This window comes from Mycobacterium sp. SMC-21, assembly GCF_045310825.1.
GTDB lineage: Bacteria > Actinomycetota > Actinomycetes > Mycobacteriales > Mycobacteriaceae > Mycobacterium.
In genome coordinates, this window is the sequence record NZ_JBJIAO010000003.1 from 178,854 (window position 1) to 193,176 (window position 14,323).

General features: G+C 69.2%; 14 protein-coding genes. 7 read left to right on the top strand and 7 right to left on the bottom strand.

The genetic code is table 11. The annotated features are described in order from the left end of the window. Nucleotides 1-19: 19 nt before the first annotated feature. From bluB to ACJH6H_RS04645, 3 genes are all read right to left on the bottom strand, one after another. On the bottom strand, nt 20-679 hold the full coding sequence (gene bluB, locus ACJH6H_RS04635) for a 5,6-dimethylbenzimidazole synthase (RefSeq protein WP_212807026.1): 660 nt from the start codon (nt 677-679) through the stop codon (nt 20-22). Nucleotides 680-699: 20 nt separating this feature from the next. Beyond that, nucleotides 700-1,167, bottom strand: coding sequence for a DUF4383 domain-containing protein (locus tag ACJH6H_RS04640; RefSeq protein ID WP_346417148.1), 468 nt, complete (start codon nt 1,165-1,167; stop codon nt 700-702). A gap of 120 nt (nt 1,168-1,287) precedes the next feature. Beyond that, nucleotides 1,288-2,205, bottom strand: coding sequence for a 1,4-dihydroxy-2-naphthoyl-CoA synthase (locus tag ACJH6H_RS04645; RefSeq protein WP_346417147.1), 918 nt, complete (start codon nt 2,203-2,205; stop codon nt 1,288-1,290). Nucleotides 2,206-2,306: 101 nt separating this feature from the next. Between ACJH6H_RS04645 and ACJH6H_RS04650 the strand changes: the two genes are divergently transcribed. Further along, the gene (locus ACJH6H_RS04650) at nt 2,307-2,582 is read left to right on the top strand and encodes a hypothetical protein (RefSeq protein ID WP_029105169.1); all 276 of its coding nucleotides are present in this window, start codon (nt 2,307-2,309) and stop codon (nt 2,580-2,582) included. 73 nt (nt 2,583-2,655) lie between these two features. Here the strand turns inward: ACJH6H_RS04650 and ACJH6H_RS04655 are convergent, their stop codons facing one another. Continuing rightward, the gene (locus ACJH6H_RS04655; RefSeq protein WP_212807023.1) at nt 2,656-3,108 is read right to left on the bottom strand and encodes a nitroreductase family deazaflavin-dependent oxidoreductase; all 453 of its coding nucleotides are present in this window, start codon (nt 3,106-3,108) and stop codon (nt 2,656-2,658) included. 185 nt (nt 3,109-3,293) lie between these two features. On the opposite strand from ACJH6H_RS04655, the gene ACJH6H_RS04660 reads away from it, so the two are divergent. Then, on the top strand, nt 3,294-3,908 hold the full coding sequence (locus ACJH6H_RS04660) for a hypothetical protein (RefSeq protein ID WP_406774342.1): 615 nt from the start codon (nt 3,294-3,296) through the stop codon (nt 3,906-3,908). Here the strand turns inward: ACJH6H_RS04660 and ACJH6H_RS04665 are convergent. Beyond that, complete coding sequence (locus tag ACJH6H_RS04665) at nt 3,905-5,173, bottom strand: CynX/NimT family MFS transporter (RefSeq protein WP_406774343.1); 1,269 nt, start codon at nt 5,171-5,173, stop codon at nt 3,905-3,907. The two genes, ACJH6H_RS04660 and ACJH6H_RS04665, sit on opposite strands and share 4 nt — an antisense overlap. Nucleotides 5,174-5,220: 47 nt before the next feature. Here ACJH6H_RS04665 and ACJH6H_RS04670 point away from each other — a divergent pair, with 47 nt between their 5' ends. Continuing rightward, on the top strand, nt 5,221-5,907 hold the full coding sequence (locus tag ACJH6H_RS04670) for a FadR/GntR family transcriptional regulator (RefSeq protein WP_406774344.1): 687 nt from the start codon (nt 5,221-5,223) through the stop codon (nt 5,905-5,907). 54 nt (nt 5,908-5,961) lie between these two features. Here ACJH6H_RS04670 and fadD8 read toward each other — a convergent pair whose 3' ends face one another. Then, nucleotides 5,962-7,563 (bottom strand): fatty-acid--CoA ligase FadD8, encoded by a 1,602-nt coding sequence (gene fadD8 / locus ACJH6H_RS04675; RefSeq protein WP_064858453.1) that lies wholly within the window; start codon nt 7,561-7,563, stop codon nt 5,962-5,964. A 61-nt stretch (nt 7,564-7,624) separates the two neighbouring features. Between fadD8 and ACJH6H_RS04680 the strand changes: the two genes are divergently transcribed. Genes ACJH6H_RS04680 through ACJH6H_RS04690 form a run of 3 tightly spaced genes read left to right on the top strand, consistent with a single transcriptional unit; the run spans nt 7,625 to nt 11,828 of the window. Then, the gene (locus tag ACJH6H_RS04680) at nt 7,625-9,235 is read left to right on the top strand and encodes an amidohydrolase (RefSeq protein ID WP_073695350.1); all 1,611 of its coding nucleotides are present in this window, start codon (nt 7,625-7,627) and stop codon (nt 9,233-9,235) included. 29 nt (nt 9,236-9,264) lie between these two features. Further along, nucleotides 9,265-10,830, top strand: coding sequence for a long-chain-fatty-acid--CoA ligase (locus ACJH6H_RS04685; protein ID WP_073695349.1), 1,566 nt, complete (start codon nt 9,265-9,267; stop codon nt 10,828-10,830). Between the two features lie 14 nt (nt 10,831-10,844). Then, nucleotides 10,845-11,828: an o-succinylbenzoate synthase gene (locus tag ACJH6H_RS04690; RefSeq protein ID WP_406774345.1), complete on the top strand. Its 984-nt coding sequence runs from the start codon at nt 10,845-10,847 to the stop codon at nt 11,826-11,828. On the opposite strand, the gene ACJH6H_RS04695 is transcribed toward ACJH6H_RS04690, so the two are convergent. Next, nucleotides 11,821-12,630 (bottom strand): class I SAM-dependent methyltransferase, encoded by an 810-nt coding sequence (locus ACJH6H_RS04695; RefSeq protein ID WP_212807015.1) that lies wholly within the window; start codon nt 12,628-12,630, stop codon nt 11,821-11,823. The two genes, ACJH6H_RS04690 and ACJH6H_RS04695, sit on opposite strands and share 8 nt — an antisense overlap. Nucleotides 12,631-12,770: 140 nt before the next feature. Here ACJH6H_RS04695 and ACJH6H_RS04700 point away from each other — a divergent pair, with 140 nt between their 5' ends. Continuing rightward, on the top strand, nt 12,771-14,228 hold the full coding sequence (locus ACJH6H_RS04700) for a PPE family protein (protein ID WP_212807014.1): 1,458 nt from the start codon (nt 12,771-12,773) through the stop codon (nt 14,226-14,228). The last annotated feature ends 95 nt before the right edge of the window (nt 14,229-14,323 follow it).

Below are 14,323 nucleotides of genomic sequence, written 5' to 3' on the forward strand. Positions count from 1 at the left end.
TGAGCTTAGGGCCGCGGCGTCAGCTCGCTCCGGTGACAGGCCAGACGTTGGTGTACACGAGTTCGTCGAGCGGGCGCGCCGTCGTCCAGCCGACGATCTCGAGTTCGGGGCGGTCCGGGAACTCCGGTACCGGGCCGACACACAGCACCGCGATCGGTTCGGCGCCCTCGGGCATGCCGAGGAGGGCGGCCAGCTCGGCCGGGTCGAACAGCGAAACCCAGCCCAGCCCAAGGCCTTCCGCGCGGGCGGCCAGCCACATGTTCTGGATGGCGCACGACACCGACGCCAGGTCCATGTGGGGCATGGTCCGGCGGCCGAAGATGTGACGCTCGCGATCGTCGCCGAGGGCCACGACGAACAGCTCGGCGCAGTCGCCGATGCCTTCGACCTTCAGCGCCAGGAACTCCGCCTCGCGCGGCCCGAGGGCCTCGCCCGTCTGGATGCGCTCGGCGTCGACGAGCTTCTTGATCGCCGTCCGGACGGCCGGGTCGGTGATGCGCAGGAAGCGCCAGGGCTGCATCAGCCCGACACTCGGCGCCATGTGCGCGGCCTCCAGGATGCGGCGCAGAACCTCTTCGGGCACCGTGGAATTCGGCGTGAAGTGCCGCATGTCCCGACGCTCGGACATGACGCGGTAGACGGCTGCGCGTTCGGCGTCGGAGTAACTCGGCTCGCTCACCGGAGGGAGGCTAACAGGGATCAGCGGGATCCGATCGCGTCTGAGTGACGCCGGTGGAAACGGCGGGGTGGCTGCCCTGCGGGCGTGGTCCGGTGGGGGAAGGCGAACCACGCCGCAAGGGTCACGTTGTAGCCGGTGAGGATCGCGTACAGGACGGTGTCACGCGAGTCGAAACCCAGAGGTCCCGGGCTGTGACTCGACGTTGCCGCCACGCACACCGCCGTCACGATGAACCAGCCGACGGCGGCGACGCGGTTGAACCGCGCCGCGCCGCGGCCGAACGCGGCGAAGACGGTCACCACGCCGACCACGAGCAGCAGCGCGCAGTGCAGCGGCGTGACCCGCAGCCACATCAGGGGCGCCCCGGCGGCGCCGAAATGCGGGTTCGCCATGGACCACGCCAGGCCGGTGCCGCCGAAGACGCCCAGCGCGAAACCCTCGGCCCCCAGCGCCCACTGGCCGATTCGCGCTCGCGTCCCGACGTCCACGTGCCAAGTGTGACGCGAGGTCTCCACCATCGGCGCGCGCCTAAGCGGATACACAGCGCACTCATGGGAAAGCACACAGCGGGCTGTCGTCCAGATGACGGACCAGGGCCCCGCCGAACCTCAGAAGTAGCGGGGGAACTCGCTCCAGTCCGGGTCGCGCTTCTGCAGGAACGCGTCCCGGCCCTCGACGGCTTCGTCGGTCATGTAGGCCAGACGGGTGGCCTCGCCGGCGAAGATCTGCTGACCCACCAGGCCGTCGTCGAGCAGGTTGAATGCGAACTTCAGCATCCGGATGGCCTGTGGTGACTTGCCGTTGATCTCGGCCGCCCATTGCAGCGCAACGGTTTCCAGGTCCTTGTGGTCCACGACCTCGTTGACGGCGCCCATCTTGTGCATGGTCTCGGCGTCGTAGGCGCGGCCCAGGAAGAAGATTTCGCGGGCGAACTTCTGCCCGGTCTGCCGCGCCAGGTACGCGGAGCCATAGCCGCCGTCGAAGCTGCCGACGTCGGCGTCGGTCTGCTTGAACCGCGCGTGTTCGCGGCTGGCCAGGGTCAGGTCGCAGACGACGTGCAGGCTGTGGCCGCCGCCGGCCGCCCAGCCGTTGACGAGGCAGATCACGGGCTTGGGCATGAACCGGATGAGCCGCTGCACCTCGAGGATGTGCAGCCGCCCGGCGCGGGCCGGGTCGACGGACTCGGCGGTCTCGCCGGACGCGTACTGGTAGCCGCTGCGGCCGCGGATGCGCTGATCGCCGCCGGAGCAGAAGGCCCAGCCGCCGTCCTTGGACGACGGTCCGTTGCCGGTGAGCAGGATGACGCCGACGTCGGGGCTCATCCGGGCATGGTCGAGGGCGCGGTAGAGCTCGTCGACGGTGTGCGGCCGGAAGGCATTGCGCACGTCGGGCCGGTCGAAGGCGATCCGGACCGTCGGCTGCGGCTTACCGTCCAGCACGTGCCGGTGGTAGGTGATGTCGGTGAGTTCACCGAGTTCGGTCACCGGCTGCCAGAGCTGCGGGTCAAACGGATTGTCTGCGTTCACGCCTCGACCTTAGAGCCGACGGTGTTTGGTCCGCGCCACCCAGGGGTACTAGATCGGACACAATCAGCGGCCGTTCGCGGCCCGAATACAGGAGGACCTTGATGAAGCGGTCAGCAGGCGTGGTGGTGTCGAGTGTCATTGCCGGACTGATGCTGGTCGGATGCTCGCCGGCCGTGCAGGGCGGCGATACCAAGTGCAAGGACTTCGTCGGCGCCGACGAGAAGACGCAGAACGAAGCGGTCAACAAGATGATCAAGGACCGCAAGGGCGCCGATCCGTCGTCCCTCGAGGTGTCGGGGACGCGCGCGTCGGCACTGGCGTGGTGTCAGACCGTCGGTCAGCAGGACGCCCCGATCAAGAACGCGCCGCACATCTAGCCGACTACCGAGCGTGGGGGTTGACGCGGAAATCCGGACCGGATTTCTCGTCAGCCCCCACGCTCGTCGGTGTCTAGACGGGGTCGAACCGGAACACCGCGCAGCGGCCTGCGAGTGCTTCGAATTCGTCGGGGTTGGGCCCGGTCACCAGGCCCGCGTTCTTCATGAAGCCGACGCCCGTCGGCACCAGGATCGGGAACTGCCGCAACAGCGGCCGGGCCTCGTCGGCGGGTACCTCGAACAGCCGGACCTCTTCGCGATGACGCCCCTGCGTGACGGTGGCAGTGGCCGCGGCGCGCGCGTTGCGCACCCAGTCGGCATTCGGGAACCCGCCCACCACGTAGCGGTGGCCGTCGACCTCGAACGGGGTGATGGGCGTCGACCGCGGTTCACCGGACTTGCGGCCGGGCACGGTCAGCACCACGGGGCCCTTGATCGGGACCACGCGCATGACCGCCATCATCACCTTGTTCATGGGCTTGAGCCACCAGGGTGGCTTGAGATTCGCGTCGCTGTCCGAGGCCATGACCCGAGGCTAGACGAGGCGCCGAAACCGCGCTGGCGTGCTATGTTCGCCCAGCTGAAAGTGGGGTTTCGATGTCGAATCAGTGGCCCCCCGGGCAATTCGGGCCTGGGCAGTTCGGACCCGGTCAACCACCGGGTCAACCGTATGGGCCCAACCCGTACGGCGCACCCGGTATGCCGCCGAACGTGCCCTATCCGCAGTACCCCCAGCCGCAGTACCCCCAGCCCCCGGGTTACGGCGTGCCCACACCGCCCGGGCCGGCGGGACCGTCGGGCGTGACGGCGATCATCGCCGCGGTGCTCAGCATTCTCGGCGCCCTGTCGACGGCATTCCAGGCGTTCTCCAGCTGGTACGCGGTCGCCACGATCGGCGCGCTGACCAGTTCGTACGCGAGTGACACCAAATCCAGCCTGATGGGTCTGAGCAGCGGCATGGCCGTCGTGCAGACGGTCGTGGCGATCGCCCTTCTCGTCGGTGGCGTGTTGCTGGTGCTCGGGCGCGGGGTGGGCCGCTGGGTCGTCATCGGCGGCTGCACCGCCGTGGTGCTGGCGAACGTGATCGGGCTGTTCGCCTCGCTCACCATCCTCAAGCGGCTCGACAGCACGCTCGGCGGCAGCTACGAGGGCATGCAGAGCATGGCAGGCCTGTCGGTGATGTCCGCCGCGGTGCCGATCGTGTTCGCGCTCGCCACCGGCGTGCTGGCCGCGCTGAATTCGACGCAGCAGTGGTGCCGGTGGAAGAGCGGGCAGGCGGCGCCCGCCGCTCCTGTCGGCTACCCGGGTTATCCGCCGCAGTACTAGACGTAGCGGTTGCGTCCGGCGAACCAGCCGGCCGTCAACTGCACCGCGTAGACGGTGAAGAACAACACGAACGGCACGTGCCAGTCGCCGGACACGTCGTGCAGCAGCCCGAACAGGAACGGGCCGGTGCTGGCGAACAGGTAGCCGAAGCCCTGCGCCATGCCCGAGAGCTGTGCGGTGTCCTCGGCGTTGCGGGCGCGCAGCGCGATGATGGTCAGCGCCAGCGAGAACGCGCTCAACCCGATGCCGATCATCGTGCTCCACAGCACCGGCGCCGCCATCGGCGCGATCAGCAGGCCGATGGTGCCGGACACGCCCAGCACACCGAGGCCGACGTTCCACAGGCTCTGGTGTGTCGTGCGGGCGGCCAGCGGCGAGATCAGCAGCGCGATCGGGACGCCGATCAGGGACATCACCCCGGACATCACGCCGGCACTGGTCTTGTCCATGCCGTTGTCGATGAAAATCTGTGGGAGCCAACCCATCATGACGTAGGCCAGGAACGACTGGCTGCCCATGTAGACCGTCACGGTCCACGCGAGCGGGTTGCGCAACAGCGAGCGGCGCTTGGTGGCCTGGGCCGCGGTGGCGGCCCAGTCGGTGCGGTGGCGCCGGGCCGCGGGGACCCAGAGGAGCAGCGCGGCCAGCGCGAGGGCGGCCCAGATGGCCAGTGACGGACGCCAGCCGCCGACGCTCTGTTCGACGGCCGGGGTGACCGCGGCACCGAACGCGCCGCCGGCCTGCAGCGCGCTGGTGTAGATGCCTGTCATCAGGCCGACGCGGGCGGGGAACGAGCTCTTGATGACCACCGGGATCAGCACGTTCGCCAGCGCGATGCCCGACGAGGCGAGCAGGGTGGCGCCGAGCATGAGGCCGCCGTCGCCGTACGGCCGCACGATCAGCCCGACGGCCAGCGCCAGCAGTGCGAGCGTGACGGTCCGGCCCAGGCCGAGTCGTTTGGACAGCAATGGCGCGGTGGCGCCGGCGGCCGAGAAGCACAGCACGGGCAGGGTGGTCAGGATGCCGGCCCAGACCGATGACACCCCGAGAGCGGTGCGCATCTCGCCGAGCAGGGGAGCGACGCTGGTGACCGACGGCCGCAGGTTCAGCGCGGTGACGACGACGGCGAGGGCCAGCAGGATGCCGCTGGCGAGGCGCGTGTTCGGGCTCGCCGGGATGTCGGTGATCTCGATGGCGCCGTCGAGCTCGAGTGCCAATTCATCTTCGTAACGGGCGTGTGGGGTTCCGCTCACGGCAGCACTCATCCTGCTAGGATGCCATACATCCTATGATTGGTTGAAAGGATGATTGCGTGGCGCTGAACACAGCCCGCCGGGCCGGCTTGGTCGAGCAGGTCATCGAACAGCTCCGGGACTCGGTCACAGACGGGGAATGGCCCGTCGGGCACCGCATCCCCAACGAGACCGATCTCGTCGAAGCCCTCGGGGTCGGTCGCAACACCGTGCGCGAGGCCGTGCGGGCACTGGCGCACGCCGGGCTGTTCGAGGTGCGGCAGGGCGACGGCACGTACGTCCGTGCCACCAGCGAGGTGTCCGGTGCGCTGCGCCGGCTGTGCAGTGACGAGCTGCGCGACGTGCTGCAGGTACGCCGCGGGCTGGAAGTGGAAGGCGCCCGCCTGGCCGCGACCAACCGGACCGACGACGACATCGTCACCCTGCGCCGGCTCCTGGACGGCCGCGACGACGAACAGCGCGCCGGGCATCACGACGAATTCGTCCACGCCGACACCGAATTCCACTGCGCCGTCGTGCGGGCATCGGGCAACGCGATGTTGATCGACCTCTACCTCGGTCTCATCGAGGTCATCACCGCGAGCGTGTCGGTCATGAACGAGACGCCCGTCGAGACCGAGTTCGAAGACCATCACCGGTTGCTCGACCGCATCGTGGCAGCCGACCCGGACGGCGCGGCCGCCGCGGCAGCCGTGCTCTTCGACCGCCTGCTCGCCGGGTTGCGATCCACTCGCGAGCAGACGTAAAACTGTCGTTTTCAGGCCGAAAACGACAGTTTTGCGTCTGCTCGCGGAAAGGCCTCAGCCCACGGAGCGCTCCGAGCCGGCCCAGAACTGCGCCCGGACGGCCTTCTTGTCGGGCTTGCCGAGTGCTGTCACCGGCACGGCGTCGGCGATGACGACCTGCTTCGGCGACTGCACCGAGCCCTTGCGTTCCTTGACCGCCGCCTGAATCTCGGCCGTCATCTTCGCGATGGCCTCCTCGGAGCGGTCGGCGTCCGGGCGCAGCACCACGACGGCCGTGACGGCCTCGCCCCACTTCTCGTCGGGGGTGCCGACCACACACACCTGCGCGATCGAAGGATGTTCGGCGACAACGTCTTCCACCTCGCGGGGGAACACGTTGAAGCCGCCGGTGACGATCATGTCCTTGGTGCGGTCGACGATGAACCAGAAGCCGTCCTCGTCCTCGCGGGCCAGGTCGCCGGTGTGCATCCAGCCGTCCTTGAACGTGTCGGCGGTGGCCTCGGGCAAGTTCCAGTAGCCGCCCGACAGCAGCGGGCCGGACACGCAGATCTCGCCGACCTCGCCCTGCTTGACGGGCCGGCCGTCGTCGCCGAGCAGCGCGGTGCGCGCGAACAGCGTCGGCCGCCCGCAGGACGTCAGCCGCTTCTCGTCGTGCTCGCCCTTGGCCAGGTAGGTGATGACCATCGGCGCCTCGGACTGGCCGTAGTACTGCGCGAAGATCGGGCCGAACCGGCGGATCGCCTCGGCCAGGCGCACCGGGTTCATGGCCGAGGCGCCGTAGTAGACGGTCTCGAGCGACGACAGATCGCGCGTATGCGAGTCGGGGTGGTCCATCAGGGCGTAGATCATCGACGGCACCAGCATGGTCGCGGTGATCTTCTGCTCCTCGATGACCCGCAGCACCTCGGCGGGGTCGAACTTCTTGAGCACGATCAGCTCGCCGCCCTTGACGATGGTCGGCGTGAAGAACGCGGCGCCGGCGTGCGACAGCGGCGTGCACATCAGGAACCGCGGGTGCTCGGGCCATTCCCATTCGGCCAGCTGAATGGTCGTCATGGTGCTGATGGACTGCGTCGTGCCGATGACGCCCTTGGGCTTGCCGGTGGTGCCACCGGTGTAGGTGAGCCCGCCGACGTGATCGGGCGCCAGGTCGGCGGCCTGCAGCGGCTGCGGCTCGTACTTCGCGGCTTCGGCGGCCAGGTCGATCGCCGAACCGATCAGCGCGTCCGGCACCGGGCCGATCGTCAGGATCTGCTTGAGCGAGGGCACCTTCTCCAGCAGGCCGATGGCCCGCTCCACGAAAGCCTCGGTGGGGTCGATGATCAGCGTCGTGACGCCGGCATCGGTCAGGACGTACGCGTGATCGTCGAGCGAGCCGAGAGGGTGTAGTGCCGTGCGACGGTAACCCTGCGTCTGGCTGGCGCCGATGATCATCAGCACCTCGGGCCGGTTCAGCGACAGCAGGCCGCTGCTGGCGCCGGAGCCGGCACCGAGCGCCTCGAAGGCCTGAATGTACTGGCTGATGCGGTCGGCGAGCTGGCCGCCGGTCAGCGTGGTATCGCCGAGAAACAGGACCGGCTTGTCTTTGTTGCGCTTGAGGGCGCCAACGGTCAAGTGCCCGGAATGCAGGGGATGGCGCAGCAGCTCGTCACTCATGACCTAAGACTAGAACGTGTTCTAGTCCGTAGGTCAAGCCCTGCGGTCTAGCATCCACCTCATGGCCAGCGCTGCGGACCTCGTCATCGTCGGAAACATCCTGACCGTCGACCCCGACAGGCCCACCGCCGAGGCGCTCGCCGTAACCGACGGCCGGATCGTCGCCGTCGGAACGCGTGCCGACGTGCAGCCGTGGATCGGCGCCGACACCCAGGTACGTGAAGTCGACGGCTGCGTGCTGCCCGGTTTCGTCGAGGCGCACGGCCACCCCCTGATGGAGGCCGTGGTCCTGGGCGGCCGCATGGTCGACATCCGGCCCGTCACGATGCCCGATGCCGCGGACGTCGTCGCCGCGATCCACGCCGAGGTCGCCGCCCGCGGCGCCGACGGTGCCTACCTGAACGGCTGGGACCCGCTGCTGCAAAAGGGGCTGCCCGAGCTGACGCAGGCCTGGCTGAACGAAGCGGCGCCCGACACCCCGCTGGTGATCGTGCACAACTCGGGACACAAGGCGTACTTCAACTCGGCCGCAGCGCGGGCCGCCGGCCTGACCCGCGACACCCCGGACCCGCACGGCGCCAAGTACGGCCGCGACGCCGACGGCGAGCTCGACGGCACCGCCATCGAGACGGGCGCGGTGTTCCCGCTGGTGACCGGAGTGCTGACGCCCAGCGACTATCCGGCGCTGCTGCTCGCCGAATGCGCGCGGCTGAACCAGGCCGGTTTGACGACGTGTTCGGAGATGGCGTTCGACCCGATGTTCCGGCCGGTCCTGGACCAGATGCGCGACAAGCTCACGGTGCGGCTGCGCACCTACGAGATGTCCACCGCGGCGCTGCACACCGATGCGTCGCCCGACAACGGCGACGACATGGTCCGGCAGGCCGGCATCAAGATCTGGGTCGACGGGTCCCCGTGGGTCGGCAACATCGACCTCACCTTCCCGTATCTGGACACCGAGGCCACCCGCACCATCGGTGTGGTGCCGGGGTCGTGCGGCCACGCCAACTACACCCGCGAGCAACTCGCCGAGATCGTCCACACCTTCTTCCCGCAGGGCTGGCAGATGGCCTGTCACGTGCACGGCGACCACGGCGTCGACACCATCCTGGACGTCTATGAGGAAGCGCTGCAGCGCTGGCCGCGCGACGACCACCGGCTGCGGCTCGAGCACGTCGGCGCCATCACGCCGGCGCAGCTGCAGCGGGCGCACGATCTCGGCGTCACGTGCAGCGTGTTCGTCGACCAGATCCATTACTGGGGCGACGTCATCGTCGACGGGCTGTTCGGCCCGGAAAAGGGCGACGTGTGGATGCCGGCCGGGTCGGCGGTCGCGACCGGCATGCGGATCTCGCTGCACAACGACCCGCCCGTGACGCCCGAGGAGCCGCTGCGCAACATCAGCGTCGCGGCCACCCGGGTCGCCCCCAGCGGACGCGTGCTGGCGCCGCAGGAACGGCTCACCGTCGACCAGGCGATCCGGGCGCAGACCATCGACGCGGCCTGGCAGCTGTTCTCCGACGATGTCATCGGTTCGCTGGAAGTCGGCAAGTACGCAGATCTGGTGGTGCTGTCCGCCGATCCGCGGACGGTGCCGCCGGAAGACGTCGCCGACCTGGAGGTGCTCGCGACTTACCTGGCAGGACAACAGGTTCACGCCAAAGCCGACTGAGCGCGCGGCAGACGTGGCAGGCTCAGGACATGACTGAACTGTCGGCACCCCGATTCCTCGACGAACGTGTTGCCCATTGGGCCGCGACCAAGCCAGACGAAGAAGCGATCACCTATCTGGGCCGGACCTGGACGTGGTCGCAGTGGAACGACCGGGTCCGCCGGCTGGCCGGTGCGCTGGCGGCCTGGGGCGTCAAACGCGGCGACGTCGTGGCGTTCCTGGACAAGAACCACCCCGCATGCGTCGAGCTGACGCTGGCCGCGGCGTCGCTGGGGGCCGCCAACGCGATCATCAACTTCCGGCTGGCCGCCGACGAGCTGGATTTCGTGCTGAACGACTGTGGCGCAAAGGTTCTCATCGTCGGCGCCGAGCTGCGGCCGGCGGTTGACGCCATCGCCGACAAGCTGACGGCCGTCGAGCACATCGTCAGCGTGACGCCCGAGGGCGGAGACGGCGACGAGTACGAGGCGCTGCTGGCCGGCGCTACGCCGGTGGACCGCGCGCCCGACGTCCAGCCCGACGACGTGGCCATCATCATGTATTCCTCGGGCACGACGGGCCGGCCGAAGGGCGTCGCGCTCACGCAGGCCAACATGATCGCCCACACCATCAACGCCTTCGAGAGCTGGGAGAGCACGCCGGACGACAAGAACCTCGTGGCGATGCCGCTGTTCCACGTCGGCGGCTCGTCGTACATGCAGTACGGGCTGCACAACGGGGTCCCGAGCTACATGACGCGCGACGCCGATGGGGCGTCGCTCGCCGGCGGCATCCTGAACGGGGCGAACCGCACCTTCCTGGTGCCGGCCGTGCTGGCCAAGGTGCTCGAGTCCGGCCCGGATGCGGTGAAGCTGTTCAGCGCGTTGAAGACCTACGCCTACGGGGCGTCCCCGATGCCGCTGCCGCTGCTGCGCCAGGCTCTGGCGGCGTGGCCCGACACCGAGTTCATCCAGGTGTACGGCCTGACGGAGGTCTGCGGCGTCGTCAGCCGGCTGATGCCCGAGGACCACCGCGCCGACAACGAGGAGCGGCTGGTCAGCGCCGGCGTGCTGATTCCCGAGGCCGAGGTGCGGGTGGTCAACCCGGAAACCCTCGAAGACGCACCGGCCGGCGAGCAGGGTGAATTGTGGTTCCGCACACCGACGTTGATGAAGGAATACCTGAACCGGCCCGACGCCACGGCCGAGGCCATCACGCCCGACGGTTGGTTCCGCACCGGGGACATCGGCCGCGTCGACGCCGACGGTTACATCTTCGTCGAGGACCGGCTCAAGGACATGATCATCTCCGGCGGCGAGAACATCTACTCCATCGAGGTGGAGCGGGTGCTCGCCGAACACCCGGCGGTGTCCGAGGTCGCGATCATCGGCGTGCCCGACGAGAAGTGGGGCGAATCGGTGAAAGCCGTTGTGACGCTTGAGGGGGAGGTCTCCGACGCCGACCTCATCGCGTTCGCCCGCGAGCGCCTCGCCGCCTACAAGTGCCCGAAGACCGTCGACTTCGTCGACGACATGCCGCGCAACCCCACGGGCAAGATCCTCAAGAAGGAGCTTCGCAAGCCGTACTGGGAGGGTCGGGACCGCGCCACCGTGTGAGGCACGATAGAGGAGTGCCACCCGCTCTGCCTGCGCTCGACGAACTGCTCGAGCGCCTGTACGTCGTCTCGCTGCCAATGCGGGTCCGGTTCCGCGGCATCGACGTTCGTGAAGTCGCACTGATCGAAGGACCGTGCGGCTGGGGTGAATTCGGCGCGTTCGTCGAGTATCAGCCGCCTGAAGCCGCGCACTGGCTGGCGTCCGGCATCGAGGCGGCGTACCGGCCGTCGCCCGCGCCGGTGCGCGACCGCATCCCCGTCAACGCCACGGTGCCCGCCGTCGAGGCGGCGCGGGTGCCCGAGGTCCTGGCCCGGTTCCCGGGGGCCCGCACCGCCAAGGTCAAGGTGGCCGAGCCGGGCCAGACGCTGGCCGACGACGTGGCCCGCGTCGAGGCCGTCCGGGCCCTGGTGCCGGTGGTTCGGGTCGATGCCAACGGGGGCTGGACCGTCGCGGAAGCGACGGCCGCGGCGCGGGCCCTGACCGCCTCTGGTCCGCTCGAATACCTGGAGCAGCCGTGCGCGACGGTGCCGGAACTGGCCGAACTGCGGCGGCTGGTCGACGTGCCGGTGGCGGCCGACGAGTCCATCCGCAAGGCGTCGGACCCGCTGCGTGTCGTCCGCGAGCGCGCGGCCGACGTCGCGGTGGTCAAGGTCGCGCCGCTGGGCGGGGTGGCTCGGTTGTTGGACGTGGCCGCACAGATCGACATCCCGATCGTGGTGTCGAGTGCGCTGGATTCCGCGGTCGGGATGACGCGCGGGCTCCTCGCGGCCGGCTGCCTGCCGACGCTGCACCACGCCTGCGGCCTGGGCACCGGCGGTTTGTTCGTGCACGATGTCGCGGACGTGGCACCGCCGGCCGACGGGTTCCTGCCCGTCGGCCCGGTGGCGCCGGACCCGGCCCGGCTGACGGCCCTGGCGGCCGACCCGGCGCGCCGGGACTGGTGGATCGAGCGTGTCCGCGCGTGCTATCCGCTGCTGGGGACGTTGTCCGTCAACTGAATTCGACGAGCGTCACCGGTGCGCGGAAGCGCGCCAACGCCGGCCGGCGGTAGGACTGCCGGGTGACCCACGGCACGAGCTTGCCGCGGCCGGCCGGATAGCGCAGTTCACGCACCGCACGGACGCCGGGGATGGCCTGCAACCGCGGGTACTGGTCGGCGGTGAACCAGAACGGCATCGGGGGCACGGTGTAGTCCGCGCTGAGCCGGAAGCCGCGGCGCTGCGAATAGGCGCTCAGGAACCGCGGCACGCTGTCAAAGACCAACTGCCCGTGGGGAAAACGGTCGGCGCAGGCGGCGATGAGAGCGAAGACGACGTCCTCGGTCAGATACTGGAAGAGGCCTTCGGCGGTGATCAGCACGCCGTCGGCAGCGTCGACGGCGTCCATCCACGAGTGGTCGAGCGCGGACTGCGCGCGATACCCCAGCCGGCCGGACGTCGGGAGCAGCTGCTGCCGGAGCGCGATGATCGGTGCCAAATCCACTGACAGCCAGGTCATCTCGCTGTTGTCCACGCGCCAGAAGCTGGTCTGCAGACCCTCTGCCAGCGCCACGACGGTCGCGCGCGGGTGGACGGTCAGATAATCGCGGGTGGCCGCGTCGAACACCAGGGCCCGCAGGGCGGTGGCCTGATGGGTACGGCCGAAATCCTGGTAGTCGTAATCGAGGCTGTCCCGCAGCGTGATCGCCATCGGGTCGTCGATGATGCCGTCGGGCCGGGCGGCCTCGGTGGCGCGCTGGTGCAAGGTGAGGAGCGCGGTTTCGGATACCCCGTCGAGATGGCGGGCGTCGAGGACTGACATGGGCCCACCGTACGTCTGCCGATCACGTCGGTGGCACCGGCCCCAGGAACGGCATTTCCGTCGTGTGGCGATATCCGGCTGCGGCATAGGAGTTTTCGGTGGCCGGGAACTTTCTCGACGCTCCGCCCGACTAGCTGACAGTGACCGCACCGATTTGGCTGGCGCTACCGCCGGAAGTGCATTCGGCGCTCCTGGCAGCCGGGCCGGGGCCAGGCTCGCTGCTGGCTGCCGCCGCGCAGTGGCAACAGCTGAGCGTGGCGTACGGGCAGGCGGCCGCCGAGCTGTCGGCCATCTTGACCGACGTGCAGGGGAGTAGTTGGGAGGGGCCGAGCGCCGTCCAGTACGTCGCAGCGCACGTGCCCTACCTGGCCTGGTTGGAGGAGTCCGCACTGGCCTCGGCCGCCGCGGCGGCGCAGCACGAGACCGTGGCCGCTGCCTACGGCACCGCTGTCGCGACCATGCCGACACTGGTCGAACTGGCTGCCAACCATGTGACCAATGCCGCCCTGGTGGCGACGAACTTCTTCGGTATCAACACGATTCCCATCGCGCTCAACGAAGCCGACTACGCGCGCATGTGGGTGCAGGCGGCCGACACCATGATCGTCTACCAGGCGGTGAGTGAATCGGCCACGGCCGCGGTCCCGCCCACACAGCCGGCGCCGTCCATCGTCGCGCCCGGTGGTGAAGCCCGGCAGCCGATGTCGAACCTGTCCGCCGCGCCGAGCCAGCCGCTGCGCGACCTCTGGCAATTCCTCTCGCAACTGGGTACGCCCGGTCAGATCGACCAGATGCTCGAGAACTTCACACGCTTCTTCGAGCAGCTGGGCTTCAACCCCGCCACGTCCGCGGTGTTGGCTCTGGTGGCGTTGACGCTCTACGACATGCTCTGGTACCCGTACTACGCCTCCTATGGACTGCTGCTGACCCCGTTCTTCGCGCCGGCACTCAGTGCGCTCGCGGCGCTGGCGCTGGTGAAATCGCCACTGCCACCGGCGATGGACATGACACCGGTGCCTGCCGAGGCTGCTGTCGGGCAGCCTGCGGCCGCTGCACCACGCGCTGAGGCCGTCCCGGTTGTCCCCGGCATCCAGGTCGGTGTGCCGCAGGCTTCCGGGCCGTCCACGCCGGCGTCGACGACCGCCGGGGCCGGCGGTGCCGCCCCGGTGTCCAACCTGGTCTACGCCGTGCCCGGGCTGGCGCGCGCCGGGTCGGGCCCGGGACCGGAGCCCGGCAGCGAATCGCCCGATATCACCACCGACACCGTCGGCGCGGCAGCGGCCGCCCGGGCCGTGGCCGGCGCCCGTGACCGGGCCAAACGAGTGCGTCGAAGCCGGCGCGGGGCACGTGGCTATCGCGATGAGCTTCCCGAGCTGAAAGCCGATCTGCCTGGTGCCGGCGGCAATTCGCCGAGTGCGGCCGTCATCTCCGCCAATGCGCACGGTGCCGGGCCGGTCGGGTTCACCGGTGTGGTGACCACAGCGAGCACCGCACCCAGCGGGATGGTGGAGCGGATGCCGGCCGATGCGAACCCGCCGGCGCCCCTGCTTCCGGGCACCTGGGCTTCCGGCGCGGCGGACGGGTCTCCGCAGCGCTGACGCGAATTGTGAAGCGGCGCGGAACTTTTCTCGATGCTCCGACGACTACATCAATTGAAGACAACAACTGAACGACTTTCTGCATTGCGGAGCAA

Excerpts from the sequence above, each read along its gene's own strand:
- ACJH6H_RS04680 (WP_073695350.1), top strand. The coding sequence starts at position 7,625 with ATGGCCAGCGCTGCGGACCTCGTCATCGTCGGAAACATCCTGACCGTC.
- ACJH6H_RS04655 (WP_212807023.1), bottom strand. The coding sequence starts at position 3,108 with ATGGCCTCGGACAGCGACGCGAATCTCAAGCCACCCTGGTGGCTCAAG.
- ACJH6H_RS04695 (WP_212807015.1), bottom strand. The coding sequence starts at position 12,630 with ATGTCAGTCCTCGACGCCCGCCATCTCGACGGGGTATCCGAAACCGCG.
- ACJH6H_RS04685 (WP_073695349.1), top strand. The coding sequence starts at position 9,265 with ATGACTGAACTGTCGGCACCCCGATTCCTCGACGAACGTGTTGCCCAT.
- fadD8 (WP_064858453.1), bottom strand. The coding sequence starts at position 7,563 with ATGAGTGACGAGCTGCTGCGCCATCCCCTGCATTCCGGGCACTTGACC.
- ACJH6H_RS04650 (WP_029105169.1), top strand. The coding sequence starts at position 2,307 with ATGAAGCGGTCAGCAGGCGTGGTGGTGTCGAGTGTCATTGCCGGACTG.
- ACJH6H_RS04665 (WP_406774343.1), bottom strand. The coding sequence starts at position 5,173 with ATGAGTGCTGCCGTGAGCGGAACCCCACACGCCCGTTACGAAGATGAA.